The sequence below is a fragment of the Cohnella sp. GbtcB17 genome (assembly GCF_019091135.1).
Lineage (GTDB): Bacteria > Bacillota > Bacilli > Paenibacillales > Paenibacillaceae > Cohnella.
This window is the reverse complement of sequence record NZ_JAGXJW010000004.1, coordinates 50,760-74,599: the sequence shown is the minus strand read 5'-3', so window position 1 is coordinate 74,599 and position 23,840 is coordinate 50,760. Positions and strand designations below refer to the sequence as shown.

Below are 23,840 nucleotides of genomic sequence, written 5' to 3'. Positions count from 1 at the left end.
AAGCGGGACGAGGGCTTTACAACCTTTTCGCATTAGTTCTGCTTGTTGCCGACCGCCATCCATTGAATTCGGCCCTTCGAGACCGGCGAAAGCCGCGTGCGGCAGACGTCGAACGTCGACTTCGCTGCCGACTTCTCCTTCAGGGAACAGATGCAGCCCGGGTGGTCGGCCATCGCAAAGACGACATAAGCATCGTCCGCATACGGAGCGTCAAACGAGACAGACACCTCAACCCGGTCCTCGAGGCCTGCGAACGAATAGTCGACATGACCAAATGCAAGCGATACACCGGGAACCGATGCCGCAACTGCAAGCATGGGCAGCGCAGGCTGCTCTACCCGATTCTCCGGTTGCGAGAGCTGAAGCTTCTGAGCCTGAAGCACGCCGTTCAAATCCGTCAGCAGGCCGCCCACCTCTGGCGAGAGCTTGTCGAACGTAACAGCGCCTGCCGCGAGATGAGCGTTTTGCACGCTCTCGCTTTGCAATTTTTGTGCGCCGACAGCGGCGTCGGCCAGATGCTCGTAGCCGACCGCTCCCGGCTCCAGCTTGCTAGCGGTCACGCTCCATTCGCCCAGCGCCTCCCGTTCGACGCTTCCTTCGCCGAGGTGGTATGCCAAAATCGCACCTTGACAGATGTGTCCCGCATCAACGCTGCCTTCGGCCAGTTTGCCGCCGTCTACGGACCGCTCCTCGATATGAATCGACCCGACGCTCGCGGCTGCCAGCTTGTCGAAGGTGACGGCGCTGTTTTCCAATTGATTCGTACCGACCGCGAAAAACGCAAGCGCAGACGTCTTGACGCTGCCTTCGGCCAACTTGTCGGCTGTTACGCTGCCTTCGGCCAACTTGTCGGCCGTTACGCTGCCGTTCGCCAGCTTGTCGGCTGTTACGCTGCCTTCGGCCAACTTGTCGGCTGTTACGCTGCCTTCGGCCAACTTGTCGGCCGTTACGCTGCCGTTCGCCAGCTTGTCGGCTGTTACGCTGCCTTCGGCAAGCTTGTCGGCTGTTACGCTGCCTTCGGCAAGCTTGTCGGCTGTTACGCTGCCGTCGGCAAGCTTGTTGGCCGTTACACTGCCTTCGGCCAGCTTGTCGGCCGTTACTCCGCCTTCGGCCAACGCAAATGCATCCAAACATCCTACGGCAAGTTTCGTCGGCGTGATGCTGCCGTCGGCTAAAGCGACGGTGCCTACGCTTCCTTCAGCCAGCTTGCTTGTCGTCACCGCGCCGTCTGCCAGCTTCGCAGCATCCACGCTACCTTCAGCCAGTTTGCTCGTCGTCACGCTGCCTTCGGCGAGCTTCGCATCGCTTACGCTGCCATCCGCCAGAATCGCCGACTCCACGCTGCCTTCAGCCAGCTTGCTTGTCGTCACCGCGCCGTCCGCCAGCTTCGCCTCTATTACGCTGCCATCCGCCAGGATCGCAGCATCTACGCTGCCTTTAGCCAGTTTGCTCGTCGTCACGCTGCCTTCGGCGAGCTTCGTCTCGCTTACACTGCCATCCGCCAGGATCTCCGAGTCTACGCTACCTTCAGCCAGTTTGCTCGTCGTCACGCTGCCTTCGGCGAGCTTCGCCTCGCTTACACTGCCATCTGCCAGCTTCTTCTCGCTTACGCTGCCATCCGCCAGAATCGCCGACTCCACGCTGCCTTCAGCCAGCTTGCTTGTCGTCACCGCGCCGTCGGCCAGCTTCGCCTCAATTACGCTGCCATCCGCCAGGATCGCAGCATCCACGCTGCCTTTAGCCAGCTTGCTCGTCGTCACGCTGCCTTCGGTGAGCTTCGCCTCGCTTACACTGCCATCTGCCAGCTTCTTCTCGCTTACGCTGCCATCCGCCAGAATCGCCGAGTCTACGCTGCCTTTAGCCAGCTTGCTTGTCGTCACCACGCCGTCGGCCAGCTTCTCCTCAATTACGCTGCCATCCGCCAGAATCGCAGCATCTACGCTGCCTTTAGCCAGTTTGCTCGTCGTCACGCTGCCTTCGGCGAGCTTCGCCTCGCATACACTGCCATCCGCCAGGATCTCCGAGTCCACGCTGCCTTTGGCCAGCTTGCTCGTCGTCACCGCGCCGTCGGCCAGCTTCTCCTCAATTACGCTGCCATCCGCCAGTTTGCTCGTCGTCACACTGCCGTCAGCCAGCTTCGCCTCGCTTACACTTCCATCGGCCAGCTTCTCCGAGTCCACGCTGCCTTCAGCCAACTTGCTCATCGTCACGCTGCCTTTAGCCAGCTTGCTCGTCGTCACCGCGCCGTCGGCCAGCTTCGCCTCGCTTACACTTCCATCCGCCAGCTTCTTCTCGCTTACGCTACCATCCGCCAGGATCTCCGAGTCCACACTGCCTTCAGCCAGTTTGCTCGTCGTCACGCTGCCTTCGGCGAGCTTCGCCTCGCTTACACTTCCGTCCGCCAGCTTCTTCTCGCTTACGCTACCGTCCGCCAGCTTCGACCGGCTTACGCTACCATCCGCCAGGATCTCCGAGTCCACGCTGCCTTCAGCCAGCTTGCTCGTCGTCACGCTGCCTTCGGCGAGCTTCGCCTCGCATACACTGCCGTCCACCAGCTTCGTCTCGCTTACGCTGCCATCCGCCAGGATCTCCGAGTCCACACTGCCTTTGGCAAGCTTTCTCGTCGTCACCGCGCCATCGGTCAGCTTCTCCTCGCTTACACTGCCGTCTGCCAGCTTCGTCTCACTTACACTGCCCTCTGCCAGCTTCCCTTCGCTCACACTTCCATCCGCCAGCTTCGCCTCGCTTACGCTGCCGTCGAGCAGCTTCGCAGCATTTACGCTGCCTGCTGCCAGTTTGCTGCCGATTACGCTGCCGTCCGCCAAGGAAGCGGAATCCACGCTCCAAGCAGCCAGCTTACCCGCGGTGACGCTGCCCGCCGCCAGATTTCCGGCGCTTACGCTGCCCGCGGCGAGTTTTCCCGAAGTGACGCTGCCTTCGGCCAGTGCGGATTCGCTCACGCTGCCTGCAGCAAGTTTGCTTGCAGTGACGCTTCCGTCTGCCAATGCCACCGAATCCACGCTGTCCGCTGCCAGCTTGCCGAACGTTACGCTTCCCTTGGCGATCGCAGAAGACCCGACACTCCCGGGTGCCAGCTTGACGGAAGTTACGCTGTTCTCGGCCAATGCCGTCGATTCGATGCTGCCAACGGCCAGCTTGTCGGCCGTCACGCTGCCCTCGGCCAACGCCGACGTTCCCACGCTGCCATTCGCGAGCTTGCTCGATGTGACCGAGCCTTCTTGCAATTGCGCAGTCCCGACCGCGTTCGTCTGCAATCTGTCCGTACCGATCGGAGCGCCGGCTTCCGCGATTGCGGCCAGCAAGACCGGGTCCAGCTGACTCGGACCGACGGCGCCGGACGCCAGATGACCGCGGCCGACTGCATTGTCCGCGATGCTCGACGACGTGACGCTCGCGTCAGCCAGCTTATCGCTCGTAACCGCGCCGTCCGCCAGTTTATCCTCGTTCACGATGCCATCGGCAAGCTTCTCGGACGTAACCGAGCCTGCAGCCAGCTTCTCAGCCGTCACGGCATTGGAACGAAGATGATAGGCCGTAACCGCCGCTTCCTCTATTCTTTCCGCGTCGATCCGACTTTCCGCAAGCGCGGCGATCTTAAGCATGTCGGACGATAAATGACGCAGAGACACCGCGCCTCGGCCGAGATGAATGCCCTTCACGGCTTCAGTCTGCAGTTGGGCTTCGCCCACGCTCATCACGTCCAGCTGCGCCCAGCCTACTGCGCGCTCGGCCAACGCTTCGCGCGTTACGCTGCCTTCGCTCAATTTATCGGACGTAACGGCGCCTGAAGCAATCGCGCTTTCGTTCACGCTGCCTACAGTCAAATGGCGGGCTTCCACGGCGCCGTTCGCCAGCTTGCCGGCCGTCACGCTCAATTCGGCGAGCTTTTCCGTCGAGACCGATCCGGCCGCGATCGCATCCGCGCTCACGCTGTCGGTCGTCAGATGGTGACCCAACACCGCTCCTTCGGCGATCGCGTCGCCGGTGACCGCGCCATAACGCAGTTGCTCGGAACCGACGGCATCTTGCGCCAGCTTCGAATGCCCAACGGCGCCTTCCGCCAACTGCTCCGGACCGACAGCGCCAGACTGGATCGCATCCCTGCGCACGCTATTAGCCGTCAGATGCACGTCTCGTACCGCGTATTCCGCAAGCTCGTTTCCGCCAATCGCGCCTTTGGCAACGGCCGATCTGCCTACGGCGCCCGGCCCGAGCTTCGCCGCCGTCACGCTTCCATCCGCAAGCTTCGCGCCCGCGACGGATAGATCGGCGAGCTTTTCTGTCGTGACCGACTCCGGCGCCAGCTTCAACGAAGTGACGACATGATCGTTCAAATGGTGGGCGGATACCGAACGAATCGCCAGCTGCCGACCGCCGACAACGCCTTCCGCCAGCTGATCCGCTGTCACCGCATTCGATTGAATCGCCGCCGTGTCGACGGCGCCCGGCGCCAACTGTTCGCTTCCTATACTCCTTTTAACGAGGTGCCCCGCTTCGATCGTGCCTGACGCAATATGCGAACCGCGTATGGCAGCGTCTGCGATCTTGGAAGCCCGGATCGCCCCATCGGCAAGGTGTGTCGTGCCTACAGCCCCGTCTGCGAGTTGGTCGGCCAATACGGAGCCTGCCGCGAGATGAGCCGGTCCGACGGCTTGCGCGGCGAGTTTGGCGCCGTTCACGGCACCGTCCGCCAATTGATCGGCGCCTACGGAGCCAAGCGCCAGACGGTCGCCGCCGATCGCGCCGGCTGCGATATGCTTGCCCTGCAGCGTTCCGTTCGCGACATGATCTGCCAAAATGAGACCCGGCGTCAGATGCTCCGGATTGATGGCGCCTGCAGCAATTTTCGCCGATCCTACCGCCCCGTCGCGAATTTTCGTGCCTGTCACGGCGCCGTCGGCCAGCTTGGCGGTATCCACGCTTTCATGCGCCAAATTTTCGGTCGTTACCGAGCCGCGCTTGATCTTATCGGACGTGATCGACTGTTCCTGCAGCAGCTCGGACGTGATGATCGACAGCGACAGATGCTTCGCTTCGATCGAGCGCTCGGCCAGCTTGTCGCCGCTGATGATCCGATCCGCCAGCTTCTCGGATGTGATGCTGCCGTCCTTCAGCTTGTCGCCCGTGACGGACTTGTCGCGCAGCTTTTGCCCCGATACGGCGTTTTTAGCCAAATGCTCGCCTGTGATCGTCTCCTGCGCAATCTTCTGCCCGCTGACCGATCGATCGGCCAGTTTGATCTGAGAGACGGCATAGTCGGCCAATTGCGCGGTCGTCACTGCTTCGCTGTCGATATGCGACGTACGCACCGCGCGAGGAGCGAGCTTGCTCTCGGCGACCGAAGCGTCCGCCAAGTCGTCCGTGTATACGAGTGGCTTCGGTTTACCCGGCAGCCGCTGCTCAAGCAGCCTGTCGTAGCGGGCCTCCCGGTCGAAATAGGCGGACGGCGCATCGTTCGTACGGGTGTCTTCAATTGGAGAAGCGACGTTTTCTGACGATACCGCGACAGGTTCGACGTTTTCCTTTTTCGAGCCGCCGGTAAGGGAAGGCGCCACTTCGGTCACAGACACGAATTCGTCGGCGTGTACCTTGTTGTCGCCATCAACGCCGGCCTTGTCTGCACCTTCCAGATCGTCGGCCGCCACGAAATCGTTAACCCCGTCGGTCGTCAAAAAGTCGGCGTGAACGCCGTCGACTCTCGGCCGATGTTTAACGTTGCGCCTTGCCTGGCTTTCATCGATACTTTTCTTTAAAAAAGATTGTGCGGCTTCTTTCGAAATGAAAGGTGCCGCAGCCGTCATACCCGAATCCTTTTCTACCGTCGGCTGCTCCTCCGCCGCAGCGGGGGGCTGGGGCGCCTCCGCCACCGCCGCGCTGTGAAGTCCCACCTTATTTTTTTCCTCCAAGCGCAGCTCCTCGACCCAAGTCAATTCCTGTTGATTGGGATTATCTACAAAGTAAAGCGGTTTTCGTGCCGGCCGCTTCTTTTTCCCGGATTTTGATGTCTTCATGTGAGGCTCCTTCCCGATTATGATCTGCCTCATACTATGCAGGCATCCGGGCGGGTGTCACGACAGCTTCGAGCCGCTGCAAAAATGCAGTTTACTTTTTCAACGTTCGGGCGTATATTAAAACCTATCAGAGGTTTTGCCCCAGCGCAACTTTATGTCCCATATGCCAAAATTATTGCCTTATGCAGATTATATTGATCTCAACAAGAGGTGATCCGACATGAAAGAAGAAGCCGCACTCAGCACGCCGCCGTCGTCCGGCGGCTGGCGCCGCAAGGAAGACATGCCGTCGCTGCCCGAAGCTCACAGGAGTCTGAAAGTGCCCCACAAGGGCTCACTAATCCGCAAATTTTTGGCCTTTGCCGGTCCCGGTTATCTTGTCGCCGTCGGCTACATGGATCCGGGCAACTGGGCAACCGACTTGGCCGGCGGCTCCCAATTTGGCTACGCGCTGCTCTCGGTGATCCTGCTGTCCAACCTGATGGCGATGGTACTTCAGGCTTTGTCAGGCAAGCTCGGCATCGTTACAGGCAGAGATCTCGCCCAGGCGTGCCGCGATCACTACAGCAAGCCGGTAGCGGTCGGACTATGGGCGCTCTGCGAGCTTGCCATTGCGGCCTGCGATTTGGCGGAGGTGATCGGGGCCGCGATCGCGCTGAATTTGCTGTTCGGCATCCCGCTGCTATACGGCGTTATTTTAACCGCCTTTGACGTCCTTATCATTTTGTTCCTTCAAAATAAAGGGTTTCGTTACATTGAAGCATTCGTCATCGCGCTGATCGTGCTCATCGGCGTATGCTTCGGTATCGAGCTGTTCCTGTCGCAGCCGTCCATCGCCGGCATCGCCAAAGGCTTCGTGCCGAGCGCGGAGATCATTTCTAATCCGACCATGCTCTACATCGGAATCGGCATTCTCGGCGCGACGGTCATGCCGCACAATTTGTACCTGCACTCGTCGATCGTTCAGACGCGCGATTACGACCGCACGGCCTCCGGCAAGCGCCAAGCGATCAAGTATGCGACCTGGGATTCCTCGATCGCCCTGTTTTTCGCACTGTTCATCAACGCTGCGATTCTGATCATCGCGGCTGCGGCATTCCACACAAGCGGCCATTCCGAAGTGGCGGACATCGACGAAGCGTACCATCTGCTCGCGCCGCTGCTTGGCACGGCCGCAGCATCCGTTCTTTTCGGCGTCGCGCTGCTCGCTTCAGGTCAGAACTCCACGCTGACCGGCACCCTCGCGGGCCAGATCGTCATGGAGGGCTTCCTAAACATTCGAATGAAGCCATGGCTTAGACGCCTTATTACGAGGCTTATCGCGATTGTGCCGGCGGTCATCGTAACAGCTATGTATGGAGAAAAAGGAACGATGGACCTGCTTATCCTAAGTCAGGTTATCCTCTCCTTGCAGTTATCCTTCGCCGTCGTTCCGCTCGTCAAGTTCACGTCCGACCGCGCCAAGATGGGCGAATTCGTCAACAAAGCCTGGCTGAAATGGCTCGCTTGGACGATCGCAGCCGTCATTATGGTACTCAACGCCTACTTGTTGTTCCGCACGTTTTTCGGTTAATTCCCGTTAAGCAAGAAACCCGCTCGGCTAGGCCGAGCGGGTTTCTTATTGCATGCCGTGTCTTACCTAACCTGTATCGCCTGCCCCTGTATCGCTTGCTGCCTTTGCCTCTCGAAGTCCCGCTCAAGCTCTGAAAGCCATCGATCCGCCGTGTGTCGCCAAGTAAACCGTTCGAGGACTCGCTGTCGTCCCATCTCTCCCATCGTCGAGCGGAGCGCTTCATTTTCAAGCAGCAGCGAGATCCGATCGGGCAGCTCCGCAGTCAAGCGGCGCGGGTCTACCAGAAAGCCGGTAACGCCGTCCTCGACGATCTCCGCGATGCCGCCGACCCGACAGGCCACGACGGGCAATCCGGAAGCCATCGCCTCCACGTTAACGAGTCCGAAGGCCTCCCGGCGCACCGAAGGAACGACGGCCACGTCGGCCATGCCGAACCAGGCAGGCATTCGCTCGTGCGATACATAAGGTTCGAAATGCACGTGACGGCGCCATGGCCTGGCCATGCGCAGCAGCTTGCGCGAATAGGCGGAAGTGCGGTTTGAACCGTAAAAAGGAGAGCCTACGATAACAAGCAGCACGTCCGGGTGGCGGCGAACGAGCGCGGGCAGCGCTGCAAGCAGGTGGTGCACCCCTTTTAGTGGAATAAGCCGCCCCGCGAACAACACGATTCGACGGTGCTGCCAACCATGAGCGATTCGCAGGTTCTCGCGCAATTCCGGAGCGCCGAACCAAACCGGGTCGACGCCCGGATAGACGACGCCGAGCTTGGAAGCGAGACGAGGCGATCTTCTCTCCACGTCCGCCTTCAAGAAGCTGCTGTTCACAAGTATCCGATCGGCCGCCCCCAGACATGTCCGAAGCTCTTTAGGCGAGATCGCTTTACTCGATATGAACGTATTCGAATGCAAATGAAGCCACACGCGCGCTCCCGGAAACCTCCGTTTCAGCAGCGGCACCAGCCGCGGCCGGTTCTCCACTTCGATGAGCTGCGGCCGGTATGCGCGCAGTCCCGCGAGCACGCCGGACAGGTAGGCGCGTTTACCCGGCGCGCGCAAACGTTCACAGCGGGCACCGTGAAGCATTCCTCTTCGGGGCAGCCCTTTTGCGGTTCTCCCGTAAATGCACACCTCCAGACGATCCGCGAGCAATGGAACGAAATTTTCCACGACGCGTTCCACGGAGCCCCCGCGCGGCGCGGGGACCGGATATGCGCCCGGCGTTATGAATGCGGCTCTCATGGGATCACACCCCTCGTCCTCTACTTCAGACAGCATACACTCGGAGGCATTTGTCGGACACGGCAGGTACCCGCAGTTTAGCGAACGATATGCAAATAGGTGCTTGCGGCTGCCTGTTGGAAGGCTCCGTTTCGCGCAGGTTGAAGTTTGGGCAGCGATATGTCACACTAAGGGACGACTGCGCGCGATTCGCGCTCGCGGTCCCGAATTCTATTTATGAGGCAAAGGAGTGGCCGCACGATGAACCGTTGGCTGCTGCGCGCCATGACGGAGCTGTCTTCGCGCAAATTCATATCCCGACTGACCGGGAGCTTCGCCAAATCGCCGCTAAGTCGGCGCCTGATCCCCAAATTCGCCGCACTATACAGGATCCCGGTCGGCGAAGCGGAAAAGCCGCTTGCCGAATACGCGACGCTGAACGAATTTTTCACCCGCCGGCTCGCGCCGGGCAGCCGAAATATCGATGCTTCGCCCGATGCGCTAGTAAGTCCGGTGGATGCACGAATCGCTGCCTGCGGGCCGATCGAAAACGGACTGCTCATGCGGGTCAAAGGTCAGGATTATTCGCTGGAAGAGCTGCTGAATCGCTCTCCTCGCACCGGTCAATACCGCAGCGGCTATTACTGGGTGCTCTACCTAAGCCCAACCGATTATCACCGGATTCACGCTCCCTGTGCAGGCGAGATCGTCGAGACCGAGCACATCCCCGGCCGGGTTTATCCCGTCAATGAACGAGGATTGACATTGATGCGACGCGTGCTCTCCCGCAACGAAAGGCTCATCACTTATATGCGTCACGGCAGCGGCGAGCTGGCAGTCGTCAAGGTCGGCGCGCTTAACGTCAGCAGCATTAAATATGTAGAAAAGCTCCCTCGTGCGCTCGAACGCGGCCAGGAGCTCGCCTACTTCGAATTCGGCTCCACAGTCGTGCTGTTGACGGAAGACGACACCTTCCTGCCGTTGCCCGGATTCCAGGCCGGCGATCAGGTCCGCGTAGGACAACTGCTTGGCACATTGGTCGCTGACCCAGCGATACGCTAAATTCAGTGCCAATGCCGGCTGCGCTAAAGGCGGCGAATTATTATTCGCCGTCAGAACGCCTGCATGGGTCACATCTTGTCGCCATTGCGCGCAAATCCTCCTCCCTCGCCTGTACCAGAAGCATCATTTTACTCATTGACACGATATCCCCTTCGCACAGGTAGCAGTCCCATGGGATCAAATCGACAAATCTTCAAACAGCAACCGCTATAAAAAGTTTACAGATAGCATATAACGCAAGCATTCGCTTGCAACTGTGCTGGCCACAGCATGCTCAAGAAACGTATATCGAGCGGGAAAGCTTCGCCAGATTCGTTTGACCGGTCCAACGAATCGAGCGGACGCCGTAGCGCTTGCATACGAGCTCGGGCTGCGTAATCGTGCGAATACGGCCGCATAACGATAGTAGCGTTCCTAACACGTTCAAACGCGCGTTCAGGCGGAAGCAGTATTCGTCCAGGTAAGCCTGCAAATGCTTAGGTCCGATACCGCCGAACGTCCGCGCCAGCCAACCGATCGCGCCGCGCCACACGGCGCCCAACGCCGTCACGCCTTCGCGCTCCGACGCCTTGACGACCTCGATGCGCCGACCGCCTGTCCGGTCCTCTGCCGCATGCCGCCACAAAAATCCGCCGAACGAATCGGCGGCAAACGTACGGCGGCTGAACGAAGCGGCGGACATGCGTTTAATTTTAACCACTGCCAGCTCTCCGCTCTCCGGATCGATCGACGCACCGGCTACGGCGGGCTCCTCCCGGAACGTCAACGGGTCCGAGGGACGGTTCGTCGCCGGGCGCGCATAGAAGTCCCCTAACAACTGCAAATCGCCGACGAGCGGCTGGCCCTCGTCGTGCACCTGGATCGCATAGCGAAGCTTGTGATTGATAAGCCAGGCCGTCTTGTACGTCACCTGAATAAGCTCTGCCAACAGCTTGGCCGTTATGCCGGTCTGCATCAGGTGCAGCGCGTGAAACCACTTCACAAGCGGCGTACGGGTGCCCTCTAGAATCGTACCGGCCGTGAGCGAAGTCTGGCGAGCGCACGAGCGGCACTCGAACAGCCGCCGACCGCGGGAACCGATTCGATAAAAGTCGGGTCCCCCGCATCGCGGACAACGAAAGCCGTCAGGCCACTTCGCACGAAAAAGGGCGATCTCACAATCTTCTTCGCAAAAAGTCGGCGCCTGTTCGTACATCCGGTTCGAAGCACTCATGACATCCCCTCCAAAAATAAGAACTTCTGTTCTCATTGTACCTATTTATCCCATTTAAAGCAAGGACAAATATCTCCCTGTACGAGCGGGATAGCAAGTAAAAAAGGCGCATCTCTGCTCTTCAAACCCACGGAAATAAGCGTAATCCATCGTCTATCTCAGTGCCTTATGTAAGTGCCGATGAGTCTCCTATGAGCCCGGGAAACTTTTTGTCCCAGAATTATCCTGCTATTATCTATTTAGCTGTCCTCTGCATACGCCCTGCTTGAGGGGGATATCGTCGCAATGACGAATTGCCAGGACTCCCTGCGCGAAGGGGATACCGTTACAATGGCAATGAGACGAAGATTCCTGTGCGAAGGGGATACCGTTGCCATGGCGAAGCTCCCCCTGTGCGAAGGGGATACCGTTGCCATGGCTATTAGACGAAGCTCCCCCTGTGCGAAGGGGATACCGTTGCCATGGCGAAAATAGGTCCACTGATCAAAATCGCCGCAGCCGTTTCCAAAAAAAGGAGCCCTATCGGATCTCCGATGGGCTCTTGCCTGTATATTGTTTGAACTGACGGCTGAAAAAGAAGATGTCACGGTAACCGAGCGCGTCGGCGACTTCGGTCACGTTCATGCCCGCGTGCAGCAGCAGATGCTGCGCCCGCTCGATCCTGGTGCGTATCATGTATGTTTGCACCGAGGATCCGATCAGCTCTTTGAACTTGACTGAAAAATATCGGGGCGACAAACCAGCTCGCGCAGCCAGATCGTCCACCCTGTGGGACTCCCCCGGATGCTGCCGGATATAGTTGGCGATCTCGTGGATGCTCTCTGTCAGCTGATTGCTAGCCTTGCGCTCGACGGGCTCCTCCAGGTCGTTTCGCAACAGATGAATGATGAGCTGCTTGAGCACGAGCCTCGCTTCTTCCTCCGCCGCGAATGTCTTGACGAGGAAGAGCCGAACATACCGCGCCAGCAGATGCTCGAATTCGAATGTATCCCGCAAAATCCGGTAAGGCTCCGGCACGAGCTTCACCGGCACGTTCACGTCGAAGTGAATGTAGGTTAATACGAGCGGCTTCTGCGGATTGTGCGTCGCGCTCGTATGGTCTCCCGGCCTGAAAAGGAAGCAACTGCCTTTTTCTACGGGGTAAGCCCGGCCATTCAGGACGACCTCGCCCTCTCCGCTCCATACGTAAAACAAGTCGTAGTTCGCGAGCGGTTTTTCTCGCTTTTGCCACTTCCAGCCGGGCTCGCATACGATCTTGGCGAGGTACAGCTTGAGCTCGTAGGCATCCGGCGATGCATCAAGCATCTTCCGCTCCTCCATTTCTTGCTGCGTACTTTTGCGCTGCGTTCGCGACTTCCGCACGTGCGTTCAAGCGCCCCAGCCGTACGGCCGTCTCGCGAATCCGGTGCATTCCCGCGGCAATGCCTTCTTCGTCCAGGTGCGCAAAACCGAATAAGGCGGTACGCTCATCCGGCCGCCGCTCGGCAACGTAAATCGAGCCGTCGCCCCAGCTTACACCCGCTTCCCTGCATGCCGAAGCGAATTGGTCGTAACGTTCCGGCGAATCCTTCCAAGTCGCGAACAACAGCAATCCGGCGTCCGCAGGATGTACGTCGAACAGAGGCTCGAGCTTCGACAGCTCCTCCCGGAGCAGCCCCTGCAGCCGATTAAAGATGCGGCGGCTGCGTCTTAAATGGCGGTCGTATTCCCCCTGGTTCATCCAGTCCGCCAAAGCGCGCTGTTCGGTCAAGCCTGCGGGATAGGGATCGTAAAGCTGTTTGGCCAGCAAAAACGGTTCGCGAAGCGCGGACGGCAGCACCGCGTAACCGATCCGCACTTCCTGACGCATCGCTCGCGAAAACGAGCCGACGTATACGACCCGCTCCTGGCGATCGAGCGCCTTGAGCGGCTCGAGCGGTCTTCCCGACCAACGGAATTCGCTGTCGTAGTCGTCTTCGACGATCCAAGCGCTCCGTTTGACAGCCCAATCCAGCAACGCCATCCGACGTTCGTAGGTGAGCACGGCGCCGGTGGGGAACTGACGGGTGGGCGTAACGAACAGCAGCTCGGCCGGCCAATCGTCCGGCACGATGCCTTGGCGGTCGACCGGCGCCGGAATCAACGCTGCGCCGCTCGCCCGAATCGCCCGTTGTATGCCGCTGTAGCAGGGATCCTCCGAGACGGCCGACTTGCCCGGCTCAAGCAGCAGCTGCGCCAGCAGCGCGATCGCTTGCATCGAGCCGCCCGTCACGACGATGTCTTCCGCCTCGCATAGGATGCCGCGTTCGCGTCGCAGCCTTCCCGCGATCGCCCGACGCAGCTCCTCGCTGCCCGCCGCGGCTGTACCGTCCTCCGCCGGAGCGGGACCGCGCCGCCTCCATTCCGCCGATACCGCGGCTTTCCAGGACATCCATGGGAACCACTGCTCGCCCATGCCGCGCGGTTTGAAGGAGATCGATTGTTGAAGCGGTGGTCGTTCACCTTGCGTTTTATCACATGCAGACTCGCCCAGGCGTGCCTCGCCAATCAGTCTCAAACCCCATCCCGACAGTCCCAATGCCGCCGGCGAGGTCGGGAAGCGAGTCGCAGGCAGCCCATTGTCCCCGCCAAGCGCTTCAGCGTTCGAGGACAGCTCCGCTCCTTCACCGCTGCTGCTCTGCCTCTGGCGGGAATCTAAGAATCGCGCTTCCGCTCCTGCGACATAAGTGCCTCGTCCGACCGATGCGCGTACGTAGCCTTCCGCGGCGAGCATCTCGTATGCGATGCTGACGCTGCCTCGGGACAAGCCGTAAGCGTCGGCCAATGTCCGCGTCGAGGGCAGCTTGGCGCCGGGCGGGAGCTTGCCTGCGACGATGCTGTCGCGAATAGCCTGATACAAGGCGAGATGTTTGACGCCGCAGGCCGACAATCGCCTGTCATAGGGTACTTGAATGCTCATCGCCGCCCCGCTTTCTTCTTGCAATGGACCAATGTTTTTAATGTAAATTGGATCTTTTGACTTGTCAATGTCAGGCTTAGAATAAGACCACAGCAAACAAGGGAGGCGGCTGCAATGCGCAGAAAAGAGTTTGAAGTGGAAGATCGGGAAGTTTGCGAAGCGTTTCTGAACGAACGGGACGACGGCGTGCTGACTTTTATCAGCAGCGACGGCTGGCCGAAGGCGGTGCCGCTGAATTACGCATACGCGACGGGGAACGTCTATTTTCACGGAAGCAAAAAGGGAGAAAAAATGAACGGTCTCGCGAAAGACGACCGGGCGGAATTCGTCGTCTATGAAGCGCATGCGTTTATCCCTTCCTATTATAGCGATCCGCTGATGGCCTGTCCGGCGACGCTCTACTTCCGCTCCGTGCGGATCCGCGGCCGGGTCGAACAGGTGGAAGACGCCGAGGAAAAGGCGATCGCGCTCACGGCGCTCATGGCCAAGCTTCAGCCTGAGGGCGGTCATCTGCCTATTGATGCTGCGCATCCGAAGTATGCCGCCCAGCTCAAAGGCGTGGCCGTGCTGCGTCTTGGCGTGGAGGAAATGACGGGCAAATTCAAATTCGGGCAAAATCTGTCCGACAAAAAACGTGACGAGGTGATCAACGGATTAGACGGCAGGGGCCGACACGGAGATCCGCAAACCGTCTCGTTCATGAAGGAATGGGCGCCGAAGCGCGATTAAACCAGCTATAACGAAAACGCTCATGGATTGTTCACCTTCCGAACCGATGCGCGGGTGACGCGTATGGAACGATCGTGTATAATAGCAACTGATGCCCTGCTTGAGAAAATTTCTCACAAGGGAACTCGATCATGTGGAAGGATGACGGCAATGAACCCCCTCGCCCAACAGCTCAACGACACCATCGCCAAGGAACAGCCTCGATTCGCGGAGATGTTATCCGGACTCGGCAAGGCCATTTATTTTCCCAAGATCGGCATCCTGAGCCAATCCGCCGAAGCGAAGCAAAAAGCGAAAACGTATAACGCGACGATCGGTATCGCGACGGAGAACGGGCAGCCGATGCACCTGAAAATGATCCAAGACAAATTGTCCGCCTATAATCCGAAAGATATTTACGAATATGCGCCCCCGGCCGGCAAGCCTGAGCTGCGCACCGCTTGGCGCGAAAAGATGCTGAAGGAGAACCCTTCGCTCGAAGGCAAGACGTTCAGCATGCCAGTCGTCACGAACGCGCTGACCCACGGCCTCAGCATCGTCGCCGATCTGTTCGCCGATGTCGGTGACGCCGTTATTATACCTGACAAGAACTGGGAAAACTATGAGTTAACCTTTGGCATTCGCCGTGGCGCGGAGATCGTGGAATACCCGCTTTATGGCGCAGACGGTCTGTTCAACGCCCAAGGCCTGCGCGAGGCGCTGTTCTCCCGCAAGGAACAGGGCAAAGCGATCGTGCTGCTCAACTTCCCGAACAACCCGACCGGCTATACGCCGAGCCGCGAGGAAGGCGCCTCGATAGTCGCCGCGATTAAAGACGCCGCAGAAGCCGGCATCAATGTCGTCGCGGTGACCGACGACGCGTACTTCGCGCTTTTCTTCGAAGACTCGATGCACGAATCGCTCTTCGGCGCTTTGTGCGGCCTGCACGAACGCGTGCTGCCGGTCAAGATCGACGGCGCCACCAAGGAAGAATACGTTTGGGGCTTCCGTGTAGGCTTCATTACGTTCGGCGGAACGTCGGAGTCGGCGCTCGCTGCCCTGGAGCAGAAGACGCTCGGCATCATCCGCGCGACGATCTCGAGCGGGCCGCACCCTTCGCAGACCTTCGTGCTGGACGCGCTCAAGTCGCCTGAATTCGAAGCTCAAAAAGCCGAAAAATACGCCATCATGAAAGGCCGCGCCAACAAGGTGAAGAGCCTGCTCGACAGCGGCAAGTACGAAGGCGTGTGGGGCTATTACCCGTTCAATTCCGGTTACTTCATGTGCCTGAAGCTCGACGGCATCAGTGCGGAGGAGGTCCGCCAGCGCTTGCTCGACCGTTACGAAGTCGGCACGATCGCGCTCGGCCAGCATGACCTGCGCGTCGCGTTTTCCTGCATCGAAGAGCCTTACCTGGAGGATCTGTTCGACCGCATCTACGCCGCCGTGTCCGAGATCAAAGCCGAGGCGGCCGGTCAAGCGTAGCCGGTTGTTTTCCCGCGCAATCCTCGCAAATGCTTCCCGAAGAAATGGAAAGGCCTTGCTTCCGTTCATCATTGGATGACGGCGGCAAGGCCTTTGCCTTTGTCGCTGTTTTAGGCGCCGGTGCCGGCAAACGCCTGCACATAAACGCTGTATCGGTTGCGCCCCTGGTCCTTGGACTTGTACATGGCGACGTCCGCCGCGTGGAGCAGCGCGGTCGTATCGCTTCCGTGAGCCGGCCAGTGCGCGATGCCGATGCTCACCGTCACGGGGGAGTCGGGAGAGATCGCCCCGCGATGCCCCGTCAATCCGGCCAGCAATTGTTCCGCCGTCGCCGCAGGCTGCCTAGTGTCGCCGACATCGGGAAGGACCACGGCAAATTCGTCGCCGCCCAACCTGAACAGCATCCCGTTGCTTGGCGTGCACTCCCTTAATTTAGACGCAATCTCGCGCAACAGCTTGTCTCCCGCTTGATGGCCATGACGGTCGTTCACGGCCTTGAAGCGATCCAGATCGAGCAGTAGCAGCGCGCCTTCCGATCCGTTCTGGAGCAGCGAGGACAAGGTCTCCTGGAAATAAAGCCGATTGCCGACGCCCGTCAACGCATCGTGATAGGCCAGATACCAGATTTCCTCTTCCGCTTTTTTGCGCCCCGTCTCATCTTGAAGCACGACGCAGTACATTCGCTCTCCCTCCGCCGTCACCTCATTCAGATGAACGGTCATCCGCCGGGGCTCGCCGGCCATGTCGACCATGCCGACCTCCAGCATCGCCGAGCCTACTTCGCCGAGCGGCAGCCGCTCGCCCCGATCGAGAAACATGGAGATCGGCTTGCCGATCAGCTCCGCCGGCGACAGGCCGAGCAACAGCTTCACGACCGGATTCGCCTCGCGAACCTGGCCATTCTCATCCAGTAAAAGAACGCCGAACGGGGACAGCTCGAACAGCACTCTATACTTTTCCATGACCGAAGGCATAAGGCCGTAGTGCAAAATCGCCCTGCGGATGAAGAAGGCGAACAGCAGCATGGCATACAGACCGATCAGGTGCGCATATGCCGCTGCAAATTCGCTCTGTCCCGCCACGATCGCCGTCAATGTCACAGCAGCTCCTGCGAGAATCCCCAAGCCGGCCTGCGCATGCTGAGAGCCGATTGAATCGGAGGCATTTCGAGCCTTATTCCAACCGATCATCCAAACCGCAGAAGCGTACAGCCAGACCGTCGCCGCCAAAACGATCAAACCGGCCTGCGCGCCTTCCCGCTGATTCAGCGCCAGGTTTCCCCCATACGCTCCGTAAACGCCCGGCTGGGATACGACCAGTACGATAAGAACGAAAGGCACGGCGAGCGCGATATCCAAGTAACGCACAGGCAATTTGCCTGACTGAACGCCAAGCTCTCGAACGAAAAACATCATCAGGAATCCTAGCACGCAAGTCGGAACGATCAAGAGTCCGTTGACGAGCTTCGCCGCATCCGCCTCGGGAAAAAACGAAGCGAGAAACGTAGCGCCGAACTGCATCGCCATCAAGGCGAACACAATCGAAGCCAAGCGATTCAACCGGTGCAGGGGGTTGCGCAGGAAGACTTCGGCGGACAGCCAGCCGAGCATCGCGCCGGGGATGATGTGAAGGGCGAGGTTCGTTAAAAATCCGCCCATGTATCAGTCCTCCCATCGGTTTCTATTCATTTTATATGCGGGCGTTAGGATCGGGAGCCGGATTGTTCGCGCATACATTTATGAGCGGGCTGGTCGAGCCCCTTGCAAGATAGAATCCGTCAATTTTTGGTTACAAAGTACTATTCTATAACAGGGACTGATTTCCTGCTTATCGTCTGTATGTTGTCGCTAAAGCTCCTCTTCTTCGTCTTTGGCGGCTAATCGCCCGGGCAGCAGCCAGCCGGTCCAGACCAGCGCGAGCGCAAGTGCGATTAACCACCAGACGGGAGAGCCGGCGGCATGCGGCGCCCAGGCGACCAGCCAGAGCAGCGCTGCGGCGGCAAGTCCCGCTACCCGGACGACGGCCGAAGCAGCCGCCTGTCGTCCGTCGGGAGAGAGCGGAACGACGGAAGCATGCTCGGCAAAACGGATGCGTCCGAGCTCGGTGAGCTGGAGGCCGCCGACGACCATGCCGACGACGTATACCATGACGTCGACGGCGGTCGAACGCGCGAACAGCGCGATGACGACCATCAGCACGCACCAGCGCCAAAAGGCGCCGAACGCCTCGCCGCGCAAAAACGTTTTCGCGTAAAGAAAATGCCAGGCGAATCGCCGATTCCGCGGTACACGGTCCGCGATCCAGGCGATCCAGGCGCGCGAGGCGGCAGGAGGCGCCTCGGTCGGTATATCCACGAACCAGCCCAGGAAAGCGAGCCATCGTCGACGGGCAGCGGACTCCTCTGCGATCAGGCGGTCCCACGGCAACCTGTGGCGAGGCGTGAGCATCGCTGCCGTCGACACGGCCGCCGCCACGAGCAGCGCAAAGCCGGCTGCGAGCGGCAGCGGCTTGGTCAGCAAAGCGGCCGCGGCCAGCAGGACGGCCGTCCAGCGGGCAAAGCGCAGCGCCAGCCGTGCGGTTGCCGATACGGCCCGGCGCTCCTGCCAGGCCGCATATGTATTCCAGCCGGCGACCAAAGCGATCGCCGCCGCCAGCGCGGCCCATTCGGCCGACTTGGCGGGAGCGGCTTCGGCCGTGACCGGGGCTTTGGCGTACAACGGCGCAAAAATAACGAAGACGATCAGTGCGCGAAGCGCACCGAACAAAGCCGACCTGCGCAGCGCAGGGTACAGATTCGCCGTCAGCACGCCGGACTCCGCCGGAAGCAAAAATACGGTATCGGCCGGCTGCAGGTAGCTCCGAAGCGGCGTATAGATGGAGGCGAAAAAGACCAAGGCGACGCCGACGACGTCCGCCGGCCATGTCGGCGGCATATCGGACAGCAGGCCGGCATATCCGGCGAGCAGCGTAATGCCGATCGCTGCCAGCAGCATCGCAAATCCGCTCTGCGCCACATATCGCAGATATGGGAACATCTCGCGCCGGAACGCCGACGCCCGTTCGCGCCGCCAATCCCCAAGCCCCCGGGGCTTTTCCTCACGAACCGGATCAGCCACGGACGGCGCCTCCTTCCGGCGGCGCGGCCTTCTCGTCGGCAGCCAGAATCAACCGTTCGAACGCATCGTCAAGTGTGTAGTCGCGACCTGCGGCGCCTGCCGCTTGCTTGACCTCTTCCGGCGTGCCACTGGCCAGGATGCGTCCCTGATGCAGGACGACGATCCGATCCGCATTCCGCTCTAGCGCAGGCAAAATATGCGAGCTGAGCAAAATCGCCGACCCGGCCGCTCTCGCCTCGTTGAGCGCCTGAACGAGCGCCCGCGTCGCCAGCGGATCGAGCCCCAGAAAGGGCTCGTCGATAATGAGCAGCGGCGGGGAGACGAGCAGCGCGTTCATCAGCATGACCTTTTGGCGCATCCCTTTGGACAACGTCCCGGGCAGCGCCCCCATCGCATGCTTCATGCGGAACGTCTCGGCAAGCGCCTCGGTCCTGCGGGCAGCCGTCTGGGCGTCCAACCCGTAAGCCGTCTCCGTCCAGCGCAGGTGCTCGGCCACCGTCAAGTTGGGAAAAAGAGACGGCTGCTCCGGGACGTAAGCGCACGACGACCTGTAGCGCTCGCGATCGTCCGCAAGCCGCAGGCCCGCGACCCGCACCTCGCCCGACTGCGGCAGCATCAGCCCCAATACGTGTTTGATGGCGGTGCTCTTGCCCGCGCCGTTCAGACCGATCAATCCCATCATCTCGCCGGGCTGTATATCGAAGCTGACCTCGTGAAGCACGGGCTTGCGCGCGCTGTAGCCGCCCGTCAGCTTGTCTAGCGTTAACGCGGTTGCCATGGTTCGCAACCTCCTCGAATGGACGGATATCTCTTCATTATAACGAAGCCGCGGTAAGCTTGCATCTCTATGGTATTGCAGAAGACTGGATGCAGGCCTCCTCAAAAGCTTGTCTCAAGCTGCGATGCGCTCAAAAACGGAAACGGGGCGATGCGGCACGGGCAGCCGCATCGCCCCGTTCGCCCGCAAGCGGGCCTCTATTCGGTTGGCGGGGCGTTGTTCGCCCGCTTTTCCTTCAGCCAGCGCGGCGCCCCTTTATTTTTGCTGTCGCGCTCCCGATCCTGCTTGACCTTGCCCTTGGCTGCCGGACGCGCGGACGGCGCGGCTTTGCCGCTGCCTTTACCTTTGTCGGCCTGTTGCGCGCCCGCAGCGAACGCATCCCGCCTTGCGGCGACGGCCCCGTTCGCGCCGGCTACTTGCGTGCGCGCCTGCTCTCCGCCGCGCTCGCGAACCGGCCCGCGGGCGGCTCCCGCCAGCGGCGGACGCTCCTGCCCATGGGCCCCCTCCGTCCGCCTCGCTTCGCCCGCGCCGATCGTGCGCTTCGGCCCGCCGCCGCTCGCCGACTCGGCTCCCGGCCGACTGCCAGCCCGCCGCTCCGCTCCGGCTTGGCGTCCAGGTCCTGGCTTCTGCGAACCGGCCTCCGACGCCGGGCCGCCCGGCGCACGCTTATGCGCTGCCGCGCCTTTCCATTGCGATCCGGGCCGCTCTTCCTTGGCGTCCGGCCGCTTTGCCTCTCGCTGCTTCGCTTCGCCCTTCACGGCCTCGAGCTTGCCGCGCGCGAGGCGCCGCTCGCGGATCTCAATGCGCAGCTGTTTGCCCAGCTTGTCCATAATGAACTGCTCTTTGGGCGTCACGATCGTAATCGACGTCCCGCTCCGCCCCATCCGGCCGGTACGGCCCGCGCGGTGTACGTAATGATCCGCGTCGAGCGCCGGCTCGAACTGCAGCACGAGCGCGAGCTCCTGCACGTCGAGCCCGCGGGCGGCTACGTCAGACGCGATCAGCAGCTTCGTTTTCCCTTCGCGGAACTTGCGGAGCACCTCGCCCCGCTCCCGTCCCGGCGTGTCGCCGTACAACGCATCCACCGCAAAGCCTTCGAACCGCAGCTTGGCGAGCAGCTCGCCGATCCGTTCGATGTCGTTCACGAACAGCAGCGTCGAAGCAGGCTTCATCGTACGAACGAGTCGCCGCACCAGATCGATCTTGTCCCGCGGGTCGCTGACCATGTACAGATGCTCGATCGTCTGCGGCAGCCCCGGCTCCTGCTCCTGGCGAACCGTCGTCTCCCACGGATCTCGCAGCCACTTCGCCTCGGCGGCCCGCATCGTATCCGAACGCGTCGCCGAGACGAATACCGTCTGCCGGTCTCTGGCCGCGCCCTTCAGCACGAATTCGACGTCGCCCTTGCCCCCCAGCGAAAAGACGCGGTCGGTCTCGTCGACGACGACATGCCGAACCGCCTGAAGCGGCAGCTTGCGAAGCGATGCGACCTCGCGAATGCGGCCCGGCGTGCCGACGACGATCGCCGGCTTGCCCTTCATGCGGTCGAGCTGCCGCGACAGGGCGGCGCCGCCGATCAAGGCGACCGTCTTGACGCCCAACGACTCGCCGTACTTTTCCGATACGCGCACGATCTGCATCGCGAGCTCCTGCGTCGGCGCGATCACGACGGCTTGCGTTTCGCGCTTAGCGGGGTCCACCTGCTGCAGCAGCGGCAGCAGGTAGGCCAGCGTCTTGCCCGAGCCCGTCGGAGACCGCAGCACGCCGTCTCTACCCGCCAGCAGCTCGGGAATGACGCCTGCCTGCACCGAGGTCGGCTCCAGAATGCCGGCCGCGGCCAGCGCGCCGGTCAGCTCCGCGCCAAGACCGAGATCGCCAAACGTGCGCTTTTCCGCAGCTTCGGCACTGTTGCCGTCCTTCGCGCGCGCACCGCCGTTCGCATTCACTTGGGTATTCGCTTCGGCACTGTTTCCGGCTTCGGCATTCGCTCCGGCATTATTCTCAGCCGCCATATTGTCGGCCTGCCCCTCGGCCGAAGCCTCCTCGCCCGTTTCCCCGCGTTCTATCCGTTCTTCCGCCATCGTTCATTCTCCTTTGCGGCGGCGCCGATCGGCGCGGCCTTCATTTCTTGTTCAGCAATCGGGCGGCCACGCCGGCCGTCAGCACCGGAAACAGCTGGATCAGCTTCGCGCCTGCGGCCGACACCCATGGCATATCGCGCTCCGCCTTGCCCGTCTCCAGCAGCCGCACCAAGGCCTTCGCGACCGTATCCGGCTGCATCAGAAAACGCCGGATATTGCGCTTGTACGCGCCCCCCGGATCCGCCCGGTCGAAAAACGGCGTATCGATCGGTCCCGGATTAAGCGCGGAGATTCGGATGCCGCTGCCTCGCAGCTCTTGCCGCAGCGAATTGGTAAAGCCCAGCACGGCGTGCTTCGAGGCCGCGTACCCGGTCGCCTTGGCCGTCCCGATCTTGCCCGCGATTGAGGCGACGTTCACGATGTGGCCGGCCCCGGCCCGCTTCATGGACGGATACACAGCCTTGCAAAACCGCACCGTACCCATATAATTGACGTCCATCATCGCTTCGAATCGCGCCAGGTCCGTCTCTTCGAAGGGAAGGAACTCCCCGTACCCCGCATTGTTCACCAAAGCGTCGATGCGGCCGTAGCGCTCGAGCGTCCGCGCGACGGTCTCGTCGACAGAAGCCGTACTCCGCACGTCGCAGCCGAATACCGCATGCTCGCCTCGAATTCCGGCCGACACGGCGGCCAGCTTGTCCTCGGAACGGGCGGCCAATACGGGCACCGCGCCGCGCTCCGCGAGCATCCGCGCAGCCAGCGCGCCGATCCCGCTCGAGGCGCCGGTCAAGAGTACGATGCGGCCGCGCAGGTCGATGGAAGACATCGTCATTCTCCTTCTTCGCTACCCGCAGCACCGGACAGCATCCGATCGCTGCGGGGTCATTTATCGGCGCCTTCCTTGCTCCGAGGCGCGCCGTAAATATCCGTCATAATTAATTCCTGCCAGCTAAAAAAGCCCCCTGCGGGGCTTCCTTATTGTAGCATATCGTGCGGTACGGCGATATGTCGCGCCGACCGGAGGACCCAAGCCGCTCGAATCAAGCGATCAATACCTGAATCTCCATCTCGCCGATCCCGTCCATGATGAGCGGCACCGCCAGCGCGCGGCGAGTCTCTCCATGACTCTCCAGCATCGAATGAACGATGCGCGGAGGCGTAATATCGACGTGGACGCCCTGGTTGAACAAAATGGTCGATGCGTTGCCGCTGATCATATTGCCCAGCTCGGAGATAGCGCTCTTGCCCATCTCGTCGATCTCCGTAATGGTGAATCCGCCCATCATCGCGGATATGATCTTGAGCGCGACCGATTCGCTAAGACCGAATACGATATCGCCGCTCATATGGCCCGTGAGCCCGATCTGAATCCACACATGATGGTCCACGAACTGGATGTCCTTCACCGCCAACTGACCGGTGCTGGGCCGAATTTGAACCATTTGCTCGATGACCATACGGGCCGATTCCAAGAATGGGTTGATATATTCAGCCTTCATTCGCGAGCGATGCCTCCTTGCGAGCCGATTCTGTACCGCTGGAACTCGTTGTCTGCGCGTCATTTCGACAAAATACCGTTTTTCTTGCCTTGTTGCCATCATTATACTTAAATAAGTAGTACAAGTATACTTATTTTC

Annotated in this window: 15 protein-coding genes; 4 read left to right on the top strand and 11 right to left on the bottom strand. The window is 60.6% G+C overall.

The annotated features are described in order from the left end of the window. Nucleotides 1–32: 32 nt before the first annotated feature. Nucleotides 33–6,032 (bottom strand): WIAG-tail domain, encoded by a 6,000-nt coding sequence (locus KVT38_RS02890; RefSeq protein WP_217592189.1) that lies wholly within the window; start codon nucleotides 6,030–6,032, stop codon nucleotides 33–35. A 220-nt stretch (nucleotides 6,033–6,252) separates the two neighbouring features. On the opposite strand from KVT38_RS02890, the gene KVT38_RS02885 reads away from it, so the two are divergent. Further along, nucleotides 6,253–7,605, top strand: coding sequence for an Nramp family divalent metal transporter (locus KVT38_RS02885; RefSeq protein ID WP_217592188.1), 1,353 nt, complete (start codon nucleotides 6,253–6,255; stop codon nucleotides 7,603–7,605). Nucleotides 7,606–7,667: 62 nt separating this feature from the next. On the opposite strand, the gene KVT38_RS02880 is transcribed toward KVT38_RS02885, so the two are convergent. Continuing rightward, nucleotides 7,668–8,843 carry a glycosyltransferase family 4 protein gene (locus KVT38_RS02880; protein ID WP_217592187.1) on the bottom strand — a complete coding sequence of 392 codons (1,176 nt, stop codon included), beginning with the start codon at nucleotides 8,841–8,843 and terminating at the stop codon, nucleotides 7,668–7,670. A gap of 240 nt (nucleotides 8,844–9,083) precedes the next feature. Between KVT38_RS02880 and asd the strand changes: the two genes are divergently transcribed. Further along, nucleotides 9,084–9,884 (top strand): archaetidylserine decarboxylase, encoded by an 801-nt coding sequence (gene asd, locus KVT38_RS02875; protein WP_217592186.1) that lies wholly within the window; start codon nucleotides 9,084–9,086, stop codon nucleotides 9,882–9,884. A 274-nt stretch (nucleotides 9,885–10,158) separates the two neighbouring features. Here the strand turns inward: asd and KVT38_RS02870 are convergent, their stop codons facing one another. From KVT38_RS02870 to KVT38_RS02860, 3 genes are all read right to left on the bottom strand, one after another. Then, on the bottom strand, nucleotides 10,159–11,097 hold the full coding sequence (locus KVT38_RS02870) for a transposase (protein ID WP_217592185.1): 939 nt from the start codon (nucleotides 11,095–11,097) through the stop codon (nucleotides 10,159–10,161). 519 nt (nucleotides 11,098–11,616) lie between these two features. After that, nucleotides 11,617–12,402, bottom strand: coding sequence for a helix-turn-helix domain-containing protein (locus tag KVT38_RS02865; RefSeq protein WP_217592184.1), 786 nt, complete (start codon nucleotides 12,400–12,402; stop codon nucleotides 11,617–11,619). Further along, nucleotides 12,395–14,035: an aminotransferase-like domain-containing protein gene (locus KVT38_RS02860; RefSeq protein WP_217592183.1), complete on the bottom strand. Its 1,641-nt coding sequence runs from the start codon at nucleotides 14,033–14,035 to the stop codon at nucleotides 12,395–12,397. The genes KVT38_RS02865 and KVT38_RS02860 overlap by 8 nt, the downstream gene beginning before the upstream one ends. A gap of 114 nt (nucleotides 14,036–14,149) precedes the next feature. On the opposite strand from KVT38_RS02860, the gene KVT38_RS02855 reads away from it, so the two are divergent. Together KVT38_RS02855 and KVT38_RS02850 are read left to right on the top strand one after the other, a co-directional pair. Continuing rightward, nucleotides 14,150–14,764: a pyridoxamine 5'-phosphate oxidase family protein gene (locus KVT38_RS02855; protein ID WP_217592182.1), complete on the top strand. Its 615-nt coding sequence runs from the start codon at nucleotides 14,150–14,152 to the stop codon at nucleotides 14,762–14,764. Nucleotides 14,765–14,914: 150 nt separating this feature from the next. Then, nucleotides 14,915–16,228 carry an aminotransferase class I/II-fold pyridoxal phosphate-dependent enzyme gene (locus KVT38_RS02850; protein ID WP_217592181.1) on the top strand — a complete coding sequence of 438 codons (1,314 nt, stop codon included), beginning with the start codon at nucleotides 14,915–14,917 and terminating at the stop codon, nucleotides 16,226–16,228. 110 nt (nucleotides 16,229–16,338) lie between these two features. Here KVT38_RS02850 and KVT38_RS02845 read toward each other — a convergent pair whose 3' ends face one another. From KVT38_RS02845 to KVT38_RS02820, 6 genes are all read right to left on the bottom strand, one after another. After that, nucleotides 16,339–17,886: a sensor domain-containing diguanylate cyclase gene (locus tag KVT38_RS02845; protein WP_217592180.1), complete on the bottom strand. Its 1,548-nt coding sequence runs from the start codon at nucleotides 17,884–17,886 to the stop codon at nucleotides 16,339–16,341. Nucleotides 17,887–18,075: 189 nt separating this feature from the next. Beyond that, entirely contained in the window at nucleotides 18,076–19,344 is a 1,269-nt protein-coding gene (locus tag KVT38_RS02840; RefSeq protein ID WP_217592179.1) for an ABC transporter permease, read from the bottom strand. Further along, nucleotides 19,337–20,122 carry an ABC transporter ATP-binding protein gene (locus tag KVT38_RS02835; RefSeq protein WP_217592178.1) on the bottom strand — a complete coding sequence of 262 codons (786 nt, stop codon included), beginning with the start codon at nucleotides 20,120–20,122 and terminating at the stop codon, nucleotides 19,337–19,339. The genes KVT38_RS02840 and KVT38_RS02835 overlap by 8 nt, the downstream gene beginning before the upstream one ends. Nucleotides 20,123–20,319: 197 nt before the next feature. Beyond that, nucleotides 20,320–22,203, bottom strand: a complete 1,884-nt coding sequence (locus KVT38_RS02830; protein WP_217592177.1) for a DEAD/DEAH box helicase — start codon at nucleotides 22,201–22,203, stop codon at nucleotides 20,320–20,322. 40 nt (nucleotides 22,204–22,243) lie between these two features. After that, nucleotides 22,244–23,020 carry an SDR family NAD(P)-dependent oxidoreductase gene (locus tag KVT38_RS02825; protein ID WP_483298154.1) on the bottom strand — a complete coding sequence of 259 codons (777 nt, stop codon included), beginning with the start codon at nucleotides 23,018–23,020 and terminating at the stop codon, nucleotides 22,244–22,246. A gap of 223 nt (nucleotides 23,021–23,243) precedes the next feature. After that, on the bottom strand, nucleotides 23,244–23,702 hold the full coding sequence (locus tag KVT38_RS02820; RefSeq protein WP_217592175.1) for a chemotaxis protein CheX: 459 nt from the start codon (nucleotides 23,700–23,702) through the stop codon (nucleotides 23,244–23,246). Nucleotides 23,703–23,840: the final 138 nt, after the last annotated feature.

Excerpts from the sequence above, each read along its gene's own strand:
- KVT38_RS02890 (WP_217592189.1), bottom strand. The coding sequence starts at position 6,032 with ATGAAGACATCAAAATCCGGGAAAAAGAAGCGGCCGGCACGAAAACCG.
- KVT38_RS02885 (WP_217592188.1), top strand. The coding sequence starts at position 6,253 with ATGAAAGAAGAAGCCGCACTCAGCACGCCGCCGTCGTCCGGCGGCTGG.
- KVT38_RS02880 (WP_217592187.1), bottom strand. The coding sequence starts at position 8,843 with ATGAGAGCCGCATTCATAACGCCGGGCGCATATCCGGTCCCCGCGCCG.
- asd (WP_217592186.1), top strand. The coding sequence starts at position 9,084 with ATGAACCGTTGGCTGCTGCGCGCCATGACGGAGCTGTCTTCGCGCAAA.
- KVT38_RS02870 (WP_217592185.1), bottom strand. The coding sequence starts at position 11,097 with ATGAGTGCTTCGAACCGGATGTACGAACAGGCGCCGACTTTTTGCGAA.
- KVT38_RS02865 (WP_217592184.1), bottom strand. The coding sequence starts at position 12,402 with ATGCTTGATGCATCGCCGGATGCCTACGAGCTCAAGCTGTACCTCGCC.
- KVT38_RS02860 (WP_217592183.1), bottom strand. The coding sequence starts at position 14,035 with ATGAGCATTCAAGTACCCTATGACAGGCGATTGTCGGCCTGCGGCGTC.
- KVT38_RS02855 (WP_217592182.1), top strand. The coding sequence starts at position 14,150 with ATGCGCAGAAAAGAGTTTGAAGTGGAAGATCGGGAAGTTTGCGAAGCG.
- KVT38_RS02850 (WP_217592181.1), top strand. The coding sequence starts at position 14,915 with ATGAACCCCCTCGCCCAACAGCTCAACGACACCATCGCCAAGGAACAG.
- KVT38_RS02845 (WP_217592180.1), bottom strand. The coding sequence starts at position 17,886 with ATGGGCGGATTTTTAACGAACCTCGCCCTTCACATCATCCCCGGCGCG.
- KVT38_RS02835 (WP_217592178.1), bottom strand. The coding sequence starts at position 20,122 with ATGGCAACCGCGTTAACGCTAGACAAGCTGACGGGCGGCTACAGCGCG.
- KVT38_RS02830 (WP_217592177.1), bottom strand. The coding sequence starts at position 22,203 with ATGGCGGAAGAACGGATAGAACGCGGGGAAACGGGCGAGGAGGCTTCG.
- KVT38_RS02820 (WP_217592175.1), bottom strand. The coding sequence starts at position 23,702 with ATGAAGGCTGAATATATCAACCCATTCTTGGAATCGGCCCGTATGGTC.